Here is a 15,881-nt window from a genome sequence, read left to right as displayed (position 1 = left end):
AACGTAGTAAGGCCGCGGTATAAGGATAATACAATGGGCATGATTGGCTTATTTAAAAAAATGACGGAAGAAGAAGTCGAGCGTTATCGCGACGGTGACGATTTCCCCTATGACGCGGTCGACTGCGACATTGATAAAAGCTGGGAGCTTATTCACTATTTGCTGACCGGGGATATTGCGGATGGGGAACCTCCGCTTGGCTATGTCATCCCGCTCTGTGATGAGGTAGAGCACGTGGAAAGGGCAACAATGGCAGCGATATTGACGCCTCTACAGGTAAAAGCGGCTGCCGATGGGCTTGCCGCGATTGACAGCGGGGCTTTTACCGACAGGTTTGATTTTGACGCGATGATGGCGGATGAAGTCTATCCGTTGCGCGAAGGTGAAGTTGAAAAGGAACTTTATGATTACCTTTGGCAAAACTTCTGCGATTTGAAAGCGTTTTATCAGGCGGCAGGAGCTTCCGGGAGCCATGTAGTTTTTGAAATTTGTTAGAAAACGATAGGTAATACAGCCATAGGTAATACAAATCCCTTTTTATTCATAAGGTTAATTTCGATTTATGACGCGGATCACCGCGTCATTTTTATATCAGGATACAATAGCAGGTTCCAGTTAATCACGGGCTGCGGCGCTTTGCTCGGTATCTGATCTTTATCAGGCGTTCTAAGCGGCGTAGCCATCCATGAGCCGAGGTAACGATGCTCGATCGGGAAACTATCCGTTCTTTTATCAACGTCGCAGAGAGCGCCAGCTTTTCTAAAGCCGCCGAAGCGATGCACAAGACGCCTGCGGCCATCGGCTACCGCATCAAAATGCTGGAGGAACGGGTTGGAACGCCGCTGTTTCACCGCACTACGCGCTCCGTCTCGCTGACCTCCGCCGGAGAGTACCTGCTGGCCCAGTGCTACCGCTGGAATACCTGGCTGGAAGGCATGTCGGAAGAGCTGCGCCAGATTAACGACGGGGTTGAGCGTCAGGTCAACATTGTGGTGAACAACCTGTTGTACAGCCCGGTGGCGGCGGCGGAGCTTTTGAGCCATCTGAACCAGCTTTTCCCGTTTACTCAGGTTCAGATTTCCCGTCAGGTGTATATGGGCGTTTGGGATACGCTGCTTAATGACGGCTATCAAATCGCCATCGGCGCCACCGGCTGGGAGTCTCTGGATAACGGCATCAACATTTTACAGCTCGGCGAGCTGAACTGGGTGTTTGTTATCGCCCCTCATCACCCTTTGGCAAAAGTGACCGGCAGCCTGACGGAAGACCAGCTGCGCGCCTACCCGGCGATTAATATCGAAGATACGTCGCGCAATTTGCCCAAGCGGGTTGCCTGGCTGCTTCCGGGGCAGAGGGATATCAAAGTGCCGAACCTTCATACCAAGCTGGCCTGCCACCTGCGCGGGTTGGGGGTCGGTTTTTTACCCAAGGCGCTGTGCCAGCCCTATTTGGATGACGGTAGCCTTATTCAGCGCGACGTGCCCCACTATCGCCAGCCCTCACCGCTGTGTCTGGCTTGGAAAGATGCGACGATGGGGAAGGTTACTCAGCAGATCGTGTCGCTGTTTGAAGAGCGAAGCCCTATCGTTCAGGATTTTTTATACCGAATCGACAGCCCCATTAGCGCTGCCCAAGGGCAGCCTTAGAGGGAAAAACCGGAGGGCAGCTGTTCAATCGCCGTCGCGCCCAGCCAGACGCCCAATAGCGTATCCGCTCCCGACGTGTGGCCGTGCGACAGCAGCCGGGCAACGGCAGCCATATCCCTGCCATTTTGCCGCAGTGCGAACACCGCACGCCGCAGCGGCGTTGAAAAATAGCCCTTGCCGGCGTGATGCAAATAGGCGCAGCTGACGTGGGTCGTCAGCCGTTCTAGCGGCTGAGCGTGGGCGAAGAGCGGGCAGCGGCGCAGCGCGTGCGCGCTGGGCGTATAGCCGTAGGCTGCCGCCAGCATGCCGACCAGCACGTCGTCGCTGCTGGGCGTCAGCCCTGGCCCCATGCCGATATAGGAACTCCAGTCTACCCGTTGGCCGCACAGCGATTGTGAAAACAGTGCGACTATGCGCTTTAGCTCGGCGCTAAGCGGAGCGGTGGCGAGGCGGTGAAGGGGGCCGTAGAGGCCGGTTTCCTTAGGAAGATGACATAGGACGCTCCGTAGGCGTTCGGCGTGTAGCGGCATGGCGGAGGCGTTTAATCGCAAGTTTAGCCGACGCCCGGCGCGCCTTAGGAGAAATCCGTCAGATTCCAGCCCTTCAGCGCTTAAGCGGACGATGGACTGGGGCTGTATCTTTCTACTTATCGTATGGAAATCCGCGTCTGCCAATAGCCAACCCGCGGGGCTCAGGCCGTGAGTAGCGTCATGAAGCGTCAGAAGCCCGCCGCTTTCGGTCAGCAGGTTGATTGCCTTGCTGTAAACGCCGATGCAGGTAGCCAAACCCGACGCGTGGGGCGCCGCGTGGCTATAAGCCAGAGTGGAAAGCTGAGTCATCGTAATGATTGCCTTGCATACGTTATCTTTTCCGCCTGCTGCGATGCGCCCAGACTCGATAAGCGGCGTCGGGCGCATCGTGGCTTGGCGGCATAAGCAGCTTAGGCCTGCTTTTCCCCTTCTTTAACGAACAGCATGGCGATAATCCCGACCACGGTCACTACGGCCGCGAAGTAGAAACCAGCGTTGAGGCTGCCGGTGCTGTCTGCGATAAAGCCGGTAACGACCGGGGCAAAGATAGACGCCGCCATGCCGAAGAAGTTATACAGGCCGAAGGCGGTACTCAGCGCCGCTCTCGGGGCGTTGTCCGCGACGAGAGCCACCAGCACCGGGTTGAGGCTGATTTTGCCGATAAACCCGTACAGGATAAGCACGGCAATAAGCACGGCTTCAGAGCTGGAATAAACGATGCCGAAGATGGCTAAAAGCGACAGCGGCATCATAAACAGCACCACCGGCTTTCTGCGACCCAGCTTGTCGGAGGCGTAGCTGCAAATCAGCGTGCCGATAATGGAAATCCACGGAACGATCGACGCGATGCTGGCCGCGTGAACGATGTCCATCCCGCGCTCTTTTTGCAGGTAGTAGGGCAGCCAGGTGATGATGACGAAGAAGCCGTATATCGAACAGAAAATGGTGATATAGGCCATGATCAGGTTGCGGTTTTTGAACAGATCCGTAAAGCGGAAGTCGCTTTTGGGGGCCGTCGCGGCCTGAGGACCTTTTGGCTGTGCGTTTTCACGGATAAAGAACAGCATCAGCAGAGCAACGATAAAAATAGGTACTGCAATCGCCAAAAACGGCATTTTCCAGGACGTGTGGAAACTGTCTACCATGGTGCTCGACAGGTAGTAGCCTAACGCGATGCCGAACGACATGCCGCTGCCGATGACGGCGCTGCCAAGCGTAATCCACTTCTTCGGGATAGCTTCAGAGGACAGTGCGTACTGCGGGCCGTAGTACGCTCCCTGAGCCGCGCCGGTCATCATCCAAAAGATGATGAAAATGATGAAGCTTGGAGAGATGCTGACGGAAGCGATAAAGGCTGCAAACAGCATAAAGCCGGGAACCATGATCTTCTTTCGGCCGATTTTGTCTCCGTAGATACCGGCTGGAATTTGAAGCACGGTATAGGTAAGGAAAAAGAGACTGCTGATAAGTCCGAGGTTGCCCTTTGACAGGCCGAATTCGGCCTGAATCAGGGGCATGATGGGGTTTAATACAGAACGGCCCGCATAGATTGCGATCCAGCCGAGAAAAAATATTATGACGAGCCTAATCCAATAGGGGAAAAGCTCTTTTTTTACTTCGTTATCCATAATGAATCCTCAACGATATTTATATAACCACACTATTCTTAAATGTTCTTTAAAAGCTAATTATTTCTTTCGTTTTTGCGCCCACTCTCCCGTTGGGAGAATATTTTCTTGTGATGATGGCGTTGAACTCCTTGCTATTGATTTTTTATCGAGGCCAGAATTTTTTATCACTGCTTTTTTTAGGCCATATTTTCGACGATGTCCGTTAATTAATATTAACCGTTTAAAATAACCGCAATAATAATGGGGTTAACCTTCGCATTGCGTTATGAAGCAAACGGATCTTTGTGGTCGTAAGAATTTTTATAAAGTGCGTCAGATATCAGGTATTCATAGATATCGTCAACAATCTCAATGCCGTGAATATCGCTTTCTCGCTCGGCGATGTCACAGTTTTGGCCGGGGTAAAGCACTTTCTCCGTACCCGGCGCGGCCTTCACGGCGTTCAGTTCCCTCATCATCTGGCTGATGTGGCTTCTAAATGCGTCAGCCGAAGTAAAGTACGCCGGGTTGATAACCACGTGCAGCTGCCCCAGTTCCCGGCCTTGGGAAAGGTCGTGATACATCGAGCTGACGTGCTTGCCGAAGGGAAGGCCCAGCAGGATGCCGGACAGCACGTCAACCATCATCATCAGGCCGTAACCCTTGGGGCCAGCCACCGGCAGCAGCCCTTTGACCTCCATGGGATCGGTTGTGGGAACGCCCTGACCGTCGACGGCCCAGCTTTCGGGAATGGCGACTCGGCGAGCGCGCGCATCCAGTATTTTTCCCCATGCCTGTACGGTAGTCGCCATATCAAAGGTGATGATATCGTCGTTTTCCCCCGGTGCGGCAAAGGCGATAGGGTTGGTGCCGAAGTAGGCTTCTGCGCCGCCGAAGGGAACGACCATCGGATCGGACTGGCATACGGAAACGCCAATCATGCCGGCCCTTGCTGCCTGCTGAACGTAGTAGGACAGCGCGCCGCTGTGGCCGATTCTACGGGCCCCCACGACGGCCACGCCCTGTTCTTGAGCCATTTCAATGGCGCGTTCCATTGCAAGCTTGGCCGCTACGTGCCCGGCGCCGTTGTCTCCGTCAAAGGTGCCGCTGCAGGGGCCGGTTTTCTCAAACGTAAAGTGGGGAGCGCCGTTGGTTCCCCCCTTGCTGATGCGCTCGGCGTAGTATTCGACGCGAACCGCGCCGTGGGAATGTATGCCTCTCGCGTCAGCGTGTACGAGAACGTCCGCAACCGTATCCGCGTGTTCAGGCGAGAGCCCGGCGGCGGCAATTTTGTTTTTTATCAACTGATGAAGCTTCTGTCGGGAGATTCTCATTACAGGGTCATCCTTTTGCATGGTAAAAAACGCTGTGCCGATAATTGCGATAAAAAGAGTGAAATAATGTGATCAACATTGGCGTTACGGAATTGGAAAAAAAATTCATTAAATGAATGTGGGATTATTAAAATAACTTAATAAATGGATTCCTCTTAGTTAATTAAATAATCGGCTACTGATTTGATACATTTTTTTTATAATAACCGAAGTGTGACCGCTCTCACTTTGATGAGCGGTTTTTTTATATAGCTTTTTAGCCAACTTAGTGAGTTGTCGCAGGTTTGAATTTTTTCTGTCGCGTAATGGGTTTTAATTTTTATTAAGCGTTTTGGTTTTTCCTGTGGGGGAATTAATTCCAAGCTATTAATTAGAATAAAAACCTATTCCTGTTTATACCTCTGGATGACGTATGCAGAAAATATTGGGTTCATGTTTTAGTTTACGATAAAGGGCCTATCTATGATCCATGCTTTTATAAAAAAGGGCAGTTTTCAGGACTCGGTCAGCCTGATGCTGATATCCCGGAAGTTAAGCGAGCTTCCTCGCGTTGATGAAGTTTCCGTAATGATGGGGACGCCGGCCAACAAGTCGTTATTGACCAATACCGGCTTCTGGCACGCGATGTTCGATGAAGCGACGCCGAACGACATCTGCGTGGCCATCAAGGCTGAGGACAACGGCGACGGCGCGTTGACGCAGTACGTCAGCGAACAGCTGGACGAAGCGCTGGCTGCGATTGCGCAAGGGCAGAAGGGCGGCAAGTCTCTCCTAAAAGCGCGCCGCTGGGACAGCGCGGAGCAAAAGCTGCCCGACGCGAACCTGCTGCTGATTTCCATTGCCGGCGAATACGCCGCCGAGCTGGCCGACAAGGCGCTGGATCGCGGCAAAAGCGTGATGATTTTCTCCGATAACGTGTCTATCGAGCAGGAAGTCGCGCTGAAAACCAAAGCGCGCGATAAAGGGCTTATCGTCATGGGGCCGGACTGCGGAACGGCGATGATCGCCGGCGCGCCGCTGGCGTTTGCCAACGTTTTGCCTAAGGGGCGGATCGGCATTATCGGCGCGTCGGGCACCGGGATTCAGGAGCTGGCCTCTCAGATTGCGCTGGCCGGGCAAGGCATTAGCCATGCGATAGGTCTGGGTGGTCGCGACCTTTCCGCCGACGTCGGCGGCATCAGCGCTTTGACCGCGCTGGACATGCTGGCCAAGGACGAGCAAAGCAAAGTGCTGCTGTTCGTTTCCAAACCGCCGGCCGAAGCCGTGCGACAGCGCGTATTCAGCGCGATGAAGCAAATCAACAAGCCCATCGTTACGCTGTTTTTGGGCGTTAAGCACGGCGAGACGCGCGATGGCAACGTTTATCTGGCCGATACGCTGGACGAAGCGGCGCGCCTGGCGGCCGCGCTGGCCCGCGTTCAGGAGCAGGCGGAAAGCCTTCCTGCCGTGAAGGGTAAAAAGATCGTCGGGCTGTATACCGGCGGCACGCTGGCCGTTGAGGTGGCCATGCTGCTGGCCGAGCGCCTTGGCGCTGAGGTCGACAGTAAACACGATCGCGGCACGATGCTGGACGCCGACGGGCATAAGATTATCGACCTGGGCGATGACTTCTACACGCAGGGCAAACCTCACCCGATGATCGACCCCTCAACCCGCAATCAGGAAATCGTCAATCTGTCGAATCGCCCCGACGTCGGCGTTCTTCTGCTGGACGTTGTAATTGGCTATGGCGCACAGCAGGACCCAACCGGCTCTCTGGTTGACGCGGTGAACAAGGCCCGCGATCGCCGTGGGGAAGCGAATCCTCTGGCCGTTATCGCGACGGTAACCGGGACCGAACAGGATCCTCAGGTCAGATCGGCGCAAATCGAGGCGCTGCGGGCGGCGGGAATTGCCGTCGTCGATACCCTGCCGGAGGCCGCCATGCTGAGCCACGGTCTTATCGAGTCCGAAGGGAATCGTCAGGCCGATGAGTCGGCGCCGTTGTTAAACGGCGTGGCCGTCATTAACGCCGGACTGCGTAGCTTTGCCGAAGATTTGCAGTCTGCCGGCGTACCCGTTGTGCACTACCAGTGGGCCCCTATCGCTGGCGGTAACCGCAAGCTGGCCAACCTATTAAAACAAATGCAATAAGAGGTCTTTTTTATGTACGCATCTATTCAAGAAGCTAACGCAGCGGTCATCGAGCGTATCAAAGAAGCGCGTCCCCATTGGCTGGACGTAAAGCCGGCAAAGCAGGTTATTCCTACTCTGCAGGAAGGCCGCAAGCTGCTGCACGCGGGCCCGCCGGTTACTTGGGCGGCAATGAGCGGCCCGGTGCGCGGCGCCTGCATCAGCGCCTGCCTGTTTGAAGGCTGGGCAAAAACCGAGGAAGAGGCGCTGAGCCTGCTAAACGGCGGCGGCGTTGAGTTTTTACCCTGCCACAGCGTCGACGCGGTAGGGCCGATGGGCGGCATTACTTCAGCCAATATGCCGATGCTGGTGGTGGAGAACAAGGTTCACGGCAACCGCTCCTACTGCAACCTGAACGAAGGCATCGGTAAGGTAATGCGCTTTGGCGCCTACAACGAAGAGGTACAGGCTCGCCTTCGCTGGATGCGCGATACGCTGGCGCCGGTGCTCAGCGAAGCGCTGCAGGCGATTGAAGGCGGGATTGACCTCACCGCAGTGATGGCGCAGGCCATTACGATGGGCGACGAATTCCACCAGCGTAACATCGCCGCTTCGGCGCTGCTGATGCGCACCCTGGCGCCGAAAATCACCCTGCTTGCGCGCGAAAAAGCGCAGCTGGCGGAAGTGATGCAGTTCCTGAGCGTGACGGACCAGTTCTTCCTCAATCTGGCGATGGCCTACTGTAAGGCCGCAATGGACGCGGGCGCACAAATAGAAGCAGGCAGCGTCGTGACGGTGATGACGCGCAACGGCGAAAACTTCGGCATCAAGGTTAGCGGATTAGGCGATCGCTGGTTCACCGCGCCGGTTAATACCCCGGAAGGCCTGTTCTTTACCGGGTACAGCCAGGCGGACGCCAACCCGGACATCGGCGATAGCGCCATTACGGAAACCTTCGGCATCGGCGGCGCGGCCATGGTTGCCGCTCCGGGCGTTACCCGGTTTGTCGGCGCCGGCGGCGGAATTAGCGCCGCGCTGGAGGTGACGGAAGAAATGGGCGAAATCTACCTCGAGCGTAATGGAATGCTGCAAATTCCTACCTGGGATTTCCAGGGCGCCTGTATCGGTCTGGACGTGCTTCGCGTTGTTGAAACCGGCATTACGCCGCTTATCAACACCGGCATCGCCCACCGCGAAGCGGGCGTAGGCCAGATTGGCGCCGGCACCGTACGCGCGCCGTTAGCCTGCTTCGAGAAGGCGCTCGAAGCGCTGGCCGAGAAGATGAACATCAAGGCGTAAGCGGCTTGTCCTTAGACTCTCTATCACTCTGAGTGGGCTGATAGAGAGTTCGGTGAAATAGGAAGGCTAGTTTTTAGCTAAATAGGTTCTAAATGATTTACGGCGTCAAACGGCGGGAGAGGGTTACTCGCTTCGCTCGCCCTACGGGCCAACACGTTGTGTTGTTCAACGCCTAAAGGCGTTGTCCGTTGGGGTCGACTTGGCGTAAGCCAACGACAAACCGGCAAAGCCAGTTTGAACAGCGCTTGCGCTGGCACTGATGGGTGAAACCCGAAGGGCTTCATAACGGCCCGTAGGAGGGCTAGGCCCGCCGCACACCCAAGCTTAATACAGGCGCCCTTCCGGCCGAGCACGGTGGCTATATTAGCACAGTGTATTTTCGGCCGGAATATCCGCTGAGCTTGATTAGGATTGTTTATCAATTGGCTGATGTTATGCCTTTCTCAACAAAACGGACTTATAAAAAGAGCACTCAAATGAAAACACTAGTGATTGCTTTAGGGGGTAACGCGTTACTCCAGCGGGGAGAAGTACTCTCCGCCGATAATCAGTATAAAAGTATCGCTAAGATAGCCAGCGCAATAGGCGAGCTGGCCGAACACTATCGCATTGTGATTGTGCACGGCAACGGGCCGCAGGTTGGGCTACTGGCGCTGCAAAACCTGGCGTATGAAGCGGTGCCGTCTTATCCACTGGACATTCTCGGCGCGGAAAGTCAGGGCATGATCGGCTATATGCTGGCGCAGCGGCTGTCGCAAAATGCGAATGCGCGCCCGGTATCGACGATATTGACGCGCGTCGTGGTCGATAAAAACGATCCTGCCTTCGACACGCCCAGCAAGTATATTGGCCCGGTCTACGAGCCGGAGCGCCAGAAGGATCTTGAGCGCCAGTACGGCTGGCAGATGAAGCTTGACGGCAACTACCTGCGTCGGGTTGTGCCTTCTCCTGCGCCGCAAAGCATTCAGGATAGCGAAGCCATCAGGCTGCTGCTCGATAAGCGACATATTGTTATCTGCTGCGGCGGCGGCGGTATTCCCATGATTGAAGGGGAAGAGGGATACAGGGGCGTTGAGGCGGTGATCGACAAAGACTTGGTCGCTTCCCTACTAGCGCGTGAGCTGAACGCGGAGTACCTGATGATCCTGACCGACGCCGATGCGGTTTATCAGGACTGGGGCACGCCGCAGGCCAAAGCGCTGCGCCAGGTTACGCCTGACGAGCTGAGGCCTTTCGCCGCGCCGGACGGCGCCATGGGGCCGAAAGCCGAAGCGGCCATTGAGTTCGTGGAGAAGACGGGCAAAAAGGCGTTTATCGGTGCGCTGAAGGACGCCTTGGCGATCGTTCGCGAAGAAAAGGGCACCTGCATTCGCTTAGCCTAGCGAGGTGAAAAGCGTTTTATAACCTTTCCAAAATGAGCCTCTGTAATCAGAGGCTTTTTTATCAACAAAAAACTAACTCTCTATTCGGGCTTCGCTTTTTTATCTGCCGCCGTTTGAAAACCCCCTCATTGTATCTACGCTTCATATATGGAGCTTTTTATCTCTGGATAAACAATGCGGCATAGTTATGAAGGTAAAAAACGTATAAACAGGACCGATTTATCAGCGGCTTTCGCAGTATCGCCTTTAGCGCTGGCGGTGCTGATTTCAATCGGCTTTGCTTCGCCTCTCGTTGGTGCTGAAACAGCGCTTCCTTCTTCTTCCTCCACGATTACGCTTCAGTCGTTCGCTCCCGGCGAGTTTGACTTTGTGCTGCCGAACGGTTCACTCATCCAGACCGCTGCAGGCAACGGCATTGACGGCGATAGCTCGCAAAATTGGCAATTGAACGTTCAGGGCAGCGTGGTTGCCGCAGCAGACGGCATTCACCTGCTTTCAGCAACCAACAATGGGGCGCAAATTACCAACAGCGGCAGCATTTCGGCCGGCGGCGTCGGTATAGCCCTGCTTAACGGCGGTTCAATCGTTAATGAGGCGGGAGGCTCCATTGTTGGCAGCACCGGGATTTTGTTTTCGTCCGGCGGCTATTCGTTAAGCAATGCGGGACGCATTGAGGGGTCGGGCGTGGGGCTTGAGATAACGACCGATACCGCTTCTACGTTTACTAACCAAAGTAGCGGCATCATTGCCGGAAACGCCGGCGTACATATCGCTTCCAGCGGCCATACGGTCATTAATCAGGGAATGATATTAGGAACGGCGGGAACCGCCGTTGATATCAGCGGTAATAACAACCTGTTGCTGTTGGACGACGGCGCTACGGTTGTCGGCGACGTCAACAGCAGCGGGACCGGTAACCGCATCGTTTTGGCGGGAAGCGGCAGTATCGGCGGCGTAAGCAGCGTGATTTCGGGCTTTTCGTCATTAGAAATGAACGGACTGGCATGGACTCTGGCGGGAGATGTGTATATGGGAAATTCATCTCCCTCCATTTCCGTTAATCAGGGAAAGCTGACGCTGACGGGGAATCTGAATGCAAATAGCGGCAACGTGGAGGTTGCCTTGGGCGCAGAGCTTCAAATAGGCGACGGCGGGATCGTGGGGGATTTACAGCAGGCGCACATTCAGGCTGACGGCGTCGTCTCTTTCTTCCGTTCTGACGGCGCTCTGGACTTAACGGATCGCGTCTTCGGCAGCGGCGTTTTATTGTTTAAAGGCACCGGCGTAAGGGGCGAGTCCTACTATTCGTTTAGTAACGGCGACAGCGAGTTTTACGGCAACATCGTCGTCGGCAACAACGTGCGCCTGCGCATCGGTTCGTCCAGCCCGGCGCCCCTGGCGCACTATTTTGTAGAAAACAACAGCACGCTGTGGTTCGGCAGTTCAGGGAACTTTAGCAGCGCCCTGTATATTGAAGGACAAGGGTGGGACGATCCGGGATTCGGTCGACTCGGCGCTTTGCGCCTCGACAGCGGCCCGAATGTCACCGGCCCGGTGACGATGACCGGCGATGCGCGCGTGACGGCGGTATTTTCCGGCTATACCGGCACTATTAGCGGAACGATTGGCGACGGCGGTAGCGGCTATGCGTTAGAGAAAACCGGCGACGGGCTGATTACGCTAACGGGAGTGAACACCTACAGCGGCGGAACGCTAATCAACGCGGGGACGCTGGCGATAGGGCGCAGCGAGAGCCTTGGCAATGACGCCGGCGACGTCACCCTAAACCATGCCAATGCGACGCTGTCGCTGCTGGACTCTTTCAGCCTGAACCATAACGTGACTGTTGGCAGCCAGGGCGGGATAGTGACGACGTCGTCAACGAATACGGTAACCGGAACCCTCAGCGGCGACGGCACGTTTACTAAAGCGGGTACCGGTTCGCTGTCGTTGACCGGAGCAGGTTCCGGCGTACAAAACTTAAGCGTTTTAGGCGGTGAGCTGGCGTTAGCGCAAAGCGGCGTCTTTACCACCGCCGGCAACTATATGACCGCCTCGGGTGCGGCCACCCGCCTGTCCGATACGGCGTCGCTGGCGGTGAACGGGCAATTTACCCAGTCGTCCGGCTCAACGCTAAATCTGGCTTTAGGCAGCGCCGATCCGCTGATTAACGCCAATATCGCTAGCCTCGACGGCGCGTTAAACGTGACCGGTTTGGGGCCTAACGTGCCGAATACCGCCAGTGCGCTAACGTCGACGCAATACACCCTGATTCATACTGCCGCCGCGGGCGGCATCAGCGGCGATTTCGCTTCCGTTAATCTGGGCGGCGCGAACAGCAGCGTTGACTACGTTCTGCTTTATGGAGGAAAGAGCGCTAACGGACAGGACTACAGCGTGGGCTTTGAGTTGACCTGGCTTGCCGATGAGCAAAACGGCAACGGCATTTTTACGCTGGCGAACGCCGCGGATCGTTTTAACGTCGACGTCGCCTTGGGCGACCGCAGCGGCGTCTTTGCCAGCGGCTGGGACGGCAAAACGTTAACTAAAGAGGGGGCGGGAACGCTGGTGCTTTCTCAGGTGAACGCCTACGGTGGGCCAACGCTGATTAATCAGGGAACGGTGGAAACCGGCATTGCGAACGCGCTCGGTGGCTCCGACGTGTCTATCGACGGTGACGGCGCGCTGAATCTGAACGGCTTTTCCCAGCGCATAGGCGATTTGACCGGGAGCGGCGGCGTTGTTTTAGGCAGCGCTACGCTAACGGTGGACGCGCGTACGGATGCGCTGTTTGCCGGTGCAATCTCCGGAACCGGGGCATTTATTAAAGAGGGGACGTGGGCGCTAACGCTTTCAGGCGACAGCGACTATAGCGGCGGAACGTGGATTAATGGCGGCGCGCTTATTCTTAACGGCGCAAACGCACTGGGTAGCGGCGTAGTCACAAACGATGCCACGCTAACGCTGAGCTTTCTCTCTCCCGGCTCCATGGGCAATACGTTTGCCGGCGGCGGAACGCTGATTCAGGACGGCAGCGCTGCCGCAATGTTGACCGGGGATAACTCCTCCATGGGCCGCGTGGAGGTTAACTCCGGCGAGCTGGCGTTTGCCCAGCAGGGAGAATTCTCCGTTATTAGCGACGTCGTTACCCAAAGCGGCGCGACGACTTCGATAGAGGGAAGCGCCCGCCTGGACGTTGGCGGCCAGTTTACGATGAACGGCCAATTAAGCCTTTTGGCCGACGGTAATTCCGGCGTCTCTCAACCTATTATCAGCGCCAATTCGGCCGCGTTGGGGAGCGACTCGACGTTTGTTTTGGGCGTGCTTTCTCTATCGCCAACCAACAACGTGGCGAGTATGGGACGGGCGGCGTTTCAGGTGATAGGCACCTCCGCGCCGGGACGGCTGTCCGGCGACTTTTCCTCCATCAGCATGGGCGGCGCAGCGTCGCCGGTTGACTACGTGACGTTTACCGGCGGCGTAGATCCTCTTCGGCAGAACTACGATATCGGCCTGAGCCTGACCTGGTATGAAGGCTATACCAGCACGCCGGAAAAGGCGCACGGCACCTTTACGCTAAGCGACCAGCGGGAGTTTTTTAATCTGGGCGTCGTGCTGCTGGACGTCGCGGAAAACGGCGCCACGGGCTGGGACGGTAAGTCTTTGACCAAGGCCGGGCAGGGCACACTGGTGCTGTCAAAGCAAAACCAGTATACCGGCGACACCCTGATTCAGGGCGGCATTTTGCGGCTGGAGGCAGAAAATGCCGTTGCCGACAGCGCGCGGGTGCAAATTAGTGACGGCGCTATGCTGATAACCGGCGAAGCCGATCAGCTTATCCATCAACTGAACGGTTCCGGGCGGATAATCCTCGGTCAAGGGCTGTTGACGCAGCACAACGAAGGGGGAACGACGCTGTTTTCCGGCCAAATTAGCGGGTTGGGTAGTTTGAAAAAGACCGGCGACGGTACGCTGATTTTAAGCGCAGACGACGACTTTGTCGGAACGACTACGGTAGCTGAAGGCGTTCTTCAGCTCGGCGAAGGCGGCTCGACGGGCGGCGTCATCGGCGACATCGTCAACGACGCGGCGCTGGTTTTTAATCGCAGCAGCGATTTGACCTACGGCGGTACGATTAGCGGCAGCGGGCAGGTAACGCAGGCGGGAAGCAATCTGCTTACCCTTACCGGCAACAACACTTACAGCGGCGATACCGTCATTAACGGCGGCGAGCTGCGGCTGGGCGCCGGCGGCAATAGCGGCAGCGTCGCCGGAAATATCGTCAACCACGGCATACTGACCTTCAATCGCGCTGACGACGTACGGTATCTTGGCGCTGTCAGCGGCGAAGGCGTAGTAAATAAGATGGGCACCGGGGCGCTAACGTTCAGCCAAAGCCAGTCTTATCAGGGCGACACCACGGTCAGCGAAGGGACGCTGATTGTCGGCGACGACGGCCATCCCGACGTTACGCTGGACAGCCGCAAGATAGACGTTTTGGCCGGTGCAACGCTCGGTGGCTACGGGCAGGTGAACGGCAGCGTTAACAACCGAGGGACGCTGGCGGTGGCCGATGCGCTGCCTGAATTTGCCGATCGGCAAACCGGCAGCTTTACCGTCGGCGGTGATTTAAATAACGCGGGCCGGATTGTGATGGCGAGCGTAGACCCCGACAGCCGCCTGATAGTGAAAGGCAACTACCTTGGCGAAGGCGGTGCGTTAGCGCTGAGCGCGGCGCTGGCGGGCGACGATTCGGCGACCGACCGGCTGGTTATTTTAGGCGACAGCGGCGGCAGCACGTCGGTTGTGGTGAATAACGCGGGGGGAAAGGGCGGACATACGGTTAACGGCATCCAGATTGTATCCGTCGCAGGGAAGTCGGACGGCGTCTTTACGTTGGCCAATCGCCCCGTGGCCGGTGCCTATGACTACTTTCTCTATCGGGGAACGCCGAGCGAGAACGACAGAAACTGGTATTTGCGTTCGGTTCTTAATCAGCAAGACGCCGTCGTCAGGCCGGAAGCAGGAAGCTATGTGGCTAACGCCGCAGCCGCCGGTACGCTGTTTGCGCTTCGCCTGACGGATAGAAACATCGGTGAGAAAAACGGCGGCATGTGGCTACGGCAGGTTGGCGGCCATACGCGTTCTCGCGATGATAGCGGGCAGTTGCGAACTCAGACTAATCGCTATGTCGTTCAGGGCGGCGGCGACCTGTTTTCCTTGCCGGTCGGTGGTGAAGGCAGCCTGTCCGGCGGCATAATGGCGGGGTACGGCCATACCAGCAGCAGTACCGGATCGACGATGAGCGGCTATGACGCCAAAGGTTCGCTGAACGGTTATTCAACCGGCATTTACAGCACCTGGCGGCAGAACGCCGCAGCGCAGCGCGGGGCTTACCTTGACGCCTGGCTGCAGTATAGCTGGTTCAAGGCCAGCGTGGGCGGTCAGGGGTTATCCGATGAGCGCTATAACATTAACGGCTACAGCGCGTCGGTGGAATCCGGCTATCGCTACGTCGTTAGCGAAAGCGCAACCGGCGAGCTGGCGCTGACGCCTCAGCTTCAGGCAGTGTGGAGCGGCATTAAGGCCGACGACCATACGGAGAGTAATGGCACCGTCGTTAAGAGCCTGAACGATGATGCGCTCCAGACGCGGGTCGGCGTCGAGCTTTCTCGCCGAGGCGTAAGCCGTGAGGATAGAGGCGATGCGGCGCGGTTTACCGCCTATGTCGAGGCCAACTGGTTGTATAACCGAAAACCGACGGCGGTAGCCTTGGACGGCGTAGCGGTTCGGCAGCAGGGCGATCGCAACGTTGGCGAGCTAAAAGTCGGCGTCAAGGGCGCATTGAGCGCCCGATGGGATTTATGGGGAAATATAGGACAGCGGTTGGGCGACGATGGATATAGCGACACGTCCGCGTCGTTGGCCGTCAGGTACCGTTTTTAGGCGGAAACAGGCAGAGGGACGG

9 protein-coding genes are annotated in these 15,881 nt (G+C 56.6%); 6 read left to right on the top strand and 3 right to left on the bottom strand.

Annotation, left to right across the window (positions count from 1 at the left end):
• The first annotated feature begins 33 nt into the window (after positions 1 to 33).
• Complete coding sequence (locus tag V8L73_RS14630) at positions 34 to 495, top strand: YfbM family protein (protein ID WP_347253332.1); 462 nt, start codon at positions 34 to 36, stop codon at positions 493 to 495.
• Positions 496 to 701: 206 nt separating this feature from the next.
• Entirely contained in the window at positions 702 to 1,646 is a 945-nt protein-coding gene (gene allS, locus V8L73_RS14625; protein ID WP_027275003.1) for an HTH-type transcriptional activator AllS, read from the top strand.
• On the opposite strand, the gene V8L73_RS14620 is transcribed toward allS, so the two are convergent.
• The 3 genes from V8L73_RS14620 to allD all read right to left on the bottom strand — a co-directional run bounded on the left by V8L73_RS14620 (position 1,643) and on the right by allD (position 5,120).
• Positions 1,643 to 2,485: a DUF2877 domain-containing protein gene (locus tag V8L73_RS14620; protein WP_347253331.1), complete on the bottom strand. Its 843-nt coding sequence runs from the start codon at positions 2,483 to 2,485 to the stop codon at positions 1,643 to 1,645. The two genes, allS and V8L73_RS14620, sit on opposite strands and share 4 nt — an antisense overlap.
• Before the next feature lie 101 nt (positions 2,486 to 2,586).
• Positions 2,587 to 3,804: an MFS transporter gene (locus V8L73_RS14615; RefSeq protein ID WP_027275001.1), complete on the bottom strand. Its 1,218-nt coding sequence runs from the start codon at positions 3,802 to 3,804 to the stop codon at positions 2,587 to 2,589.
• A gap of 266 nt (positions 3,805 to 4,070) precedes the next feature.
• Positions 4,071 to 5,120 carry an ureidoglycolate dehydrogenase gene (allD, locus tag V8L73_RS14610; protein WP_347253330.1) on the bottom strand — a complete coding sequence of 350 codons (1,050 nt, stop codon included), beginning with the start codon at positions 5,118 to 5,120 and terminating at the stop codon, positions 4,071 to 4,073.
• Between the two features lie 462 nt (positions 5,121 to 5,582).
• On the opposite strand from allD, the gene fdrA reads away from it, so the two are divergent.
• The 4 genes from fdrA to V8L73_RS14590 all read left to right on the top strand — a co-directional run bounded on the left by fdrA (position 5,583) and on the right by V8L73_RS14590 (position 15,859).
• Positions 5,583 to 7,253 carry an acyl-CoA synthetase FdrA gene (gene fdrA / locus V8L73_RS14605; protein ID WP_347253329.1) on the top strand — a complete coding sequence of 557 codons (1,671 nt, stop codon included), beginning with the start codon at positions 5,583 to 5,585 and terminating at the stop codon, positions 7,251 to 7,253.
• A 12-nt stretch (positions 7,254 to 7,265) separates the two neighbouring features.
• Positions 7,266 to 8,531, top strand: coding sequence for a DUF1116 domain-containing protein (locus V8L73_RS14600; protein WP_027274998.1), 1,266 nt, complete (start codon positions 7,266 to 7,268; stop codon positions 8,529 to 8,531).
• A gap of 476 nt (positions 8,532 to 9,007) precedes the next feature.
• The gene (locus V8L73_RS14595) at positions 9,008 to 9,913 is read left to right on the top strand and encodes a carbamate kinase (protein ID WP_027274997.1); all 906 of its coding nucleotides are present in this window, start codon (positions 9,008 to 9,010) and stop codon (positions 9,911 to 9,913) included.
• Between the two features lie 174 nt (positions 9,914 to 10,087).
• Positions 10,088 to 15,859: an autotransporter outer membrane beta-barrel domain-containing protein gene (locus V8L73_RS14590; RefSeq protein ID WP_347253328.1), complete on the top strand. Its 5,772-nt coding sequence runs from the start codon at positions 10,088 to 10,090 to the stop codon at positions 15,857 to 15,859.
• Positions 15,860 to 15,881 lie beyond the last annotated feature (22 nt).

It is taken from the genome of Leminorella grimontii (assembly GCF_039789245.1).
Classification (GTDB): domain Bacteria; phylum Pseudomonadota; class Gammaproteobacteria; order Enterobacterales; family Enterobacteriaceae; genus Leminorella; species Leminorella grimontii.
Note: the sequence above shows the minus strand (reverse complement) of the source record. Positions and strands in the feature narration are given on the sequence as shown.

What these genes read in the sequence shown, in the direction of transcription:
- V8L73_RS14630 (WP_347253332.1), top strand. Translation starts at nt 34, where the DNA reads ATGGGCATGATTGGCTTATTTAAAAAAATGACGGAAGAAGAAGTCGAG.
- allS (WP_027275003.1), top strand. Translation starts at nt 702, where the DNA reads ATGCTCGATCGGGAAACTATCCGTTCTTTTATCAACGTCGCAGAGAGC.
- V8L73_RS14620 (WP_347253331.1), bottom strand. Translation starts at nt 2,485, where the DNA reads ATGACTCAGCTTTCCACTCTGGCTTATAGCCACGCGGCGCCCCACGCG.
- V8L73_RS14615 (WP_027275001.1), bottom strand. Translation starts at nt 3,804, where the DNA reads ATGGATAACGAAGTAAAAAAAGAGCTTTTCCCCTATTGGATTAGGCTC.
- allD (WP_347253330.1), bottom strand. Translation starts at nt 5,120, where the DNA reads ATGAGAATCTCCCGACAGAAGCTTCATCAGTTGATAAAAAACAAAATT.
- fdrA (WP_347253329.1), top strand. Translation starts at nt 5,583, where the DNA reads ATGATCCATGCTTTTATAAAAAAGGGCAGTTTTCAGGACTCGGTCAGC.
- V8L73_RS14600 (WP_027274998.1), top strand. Translation starts at nt 7,266, where the DNA reads ATGTACGCATCTATTCAAGAAGCTAACGCAGCGGTCATCGAGCGTATC.
- V8L73_RS14595 (WP_027274997.1), top strand. Translation starts at nt 9,008, where the DNA reads ATGAAAACACTAGTGATTGCTTTAGGGGGTAACGCGTTACTCCAGCGG.
- V8L73_RS14590 (WP_347253328.1), top strand. Translation starts at nt 10,088, where the DNA reads ATGCGGCATAGTTATGAAGGTAAAAAACGTATAAACAGGACCGATTTA.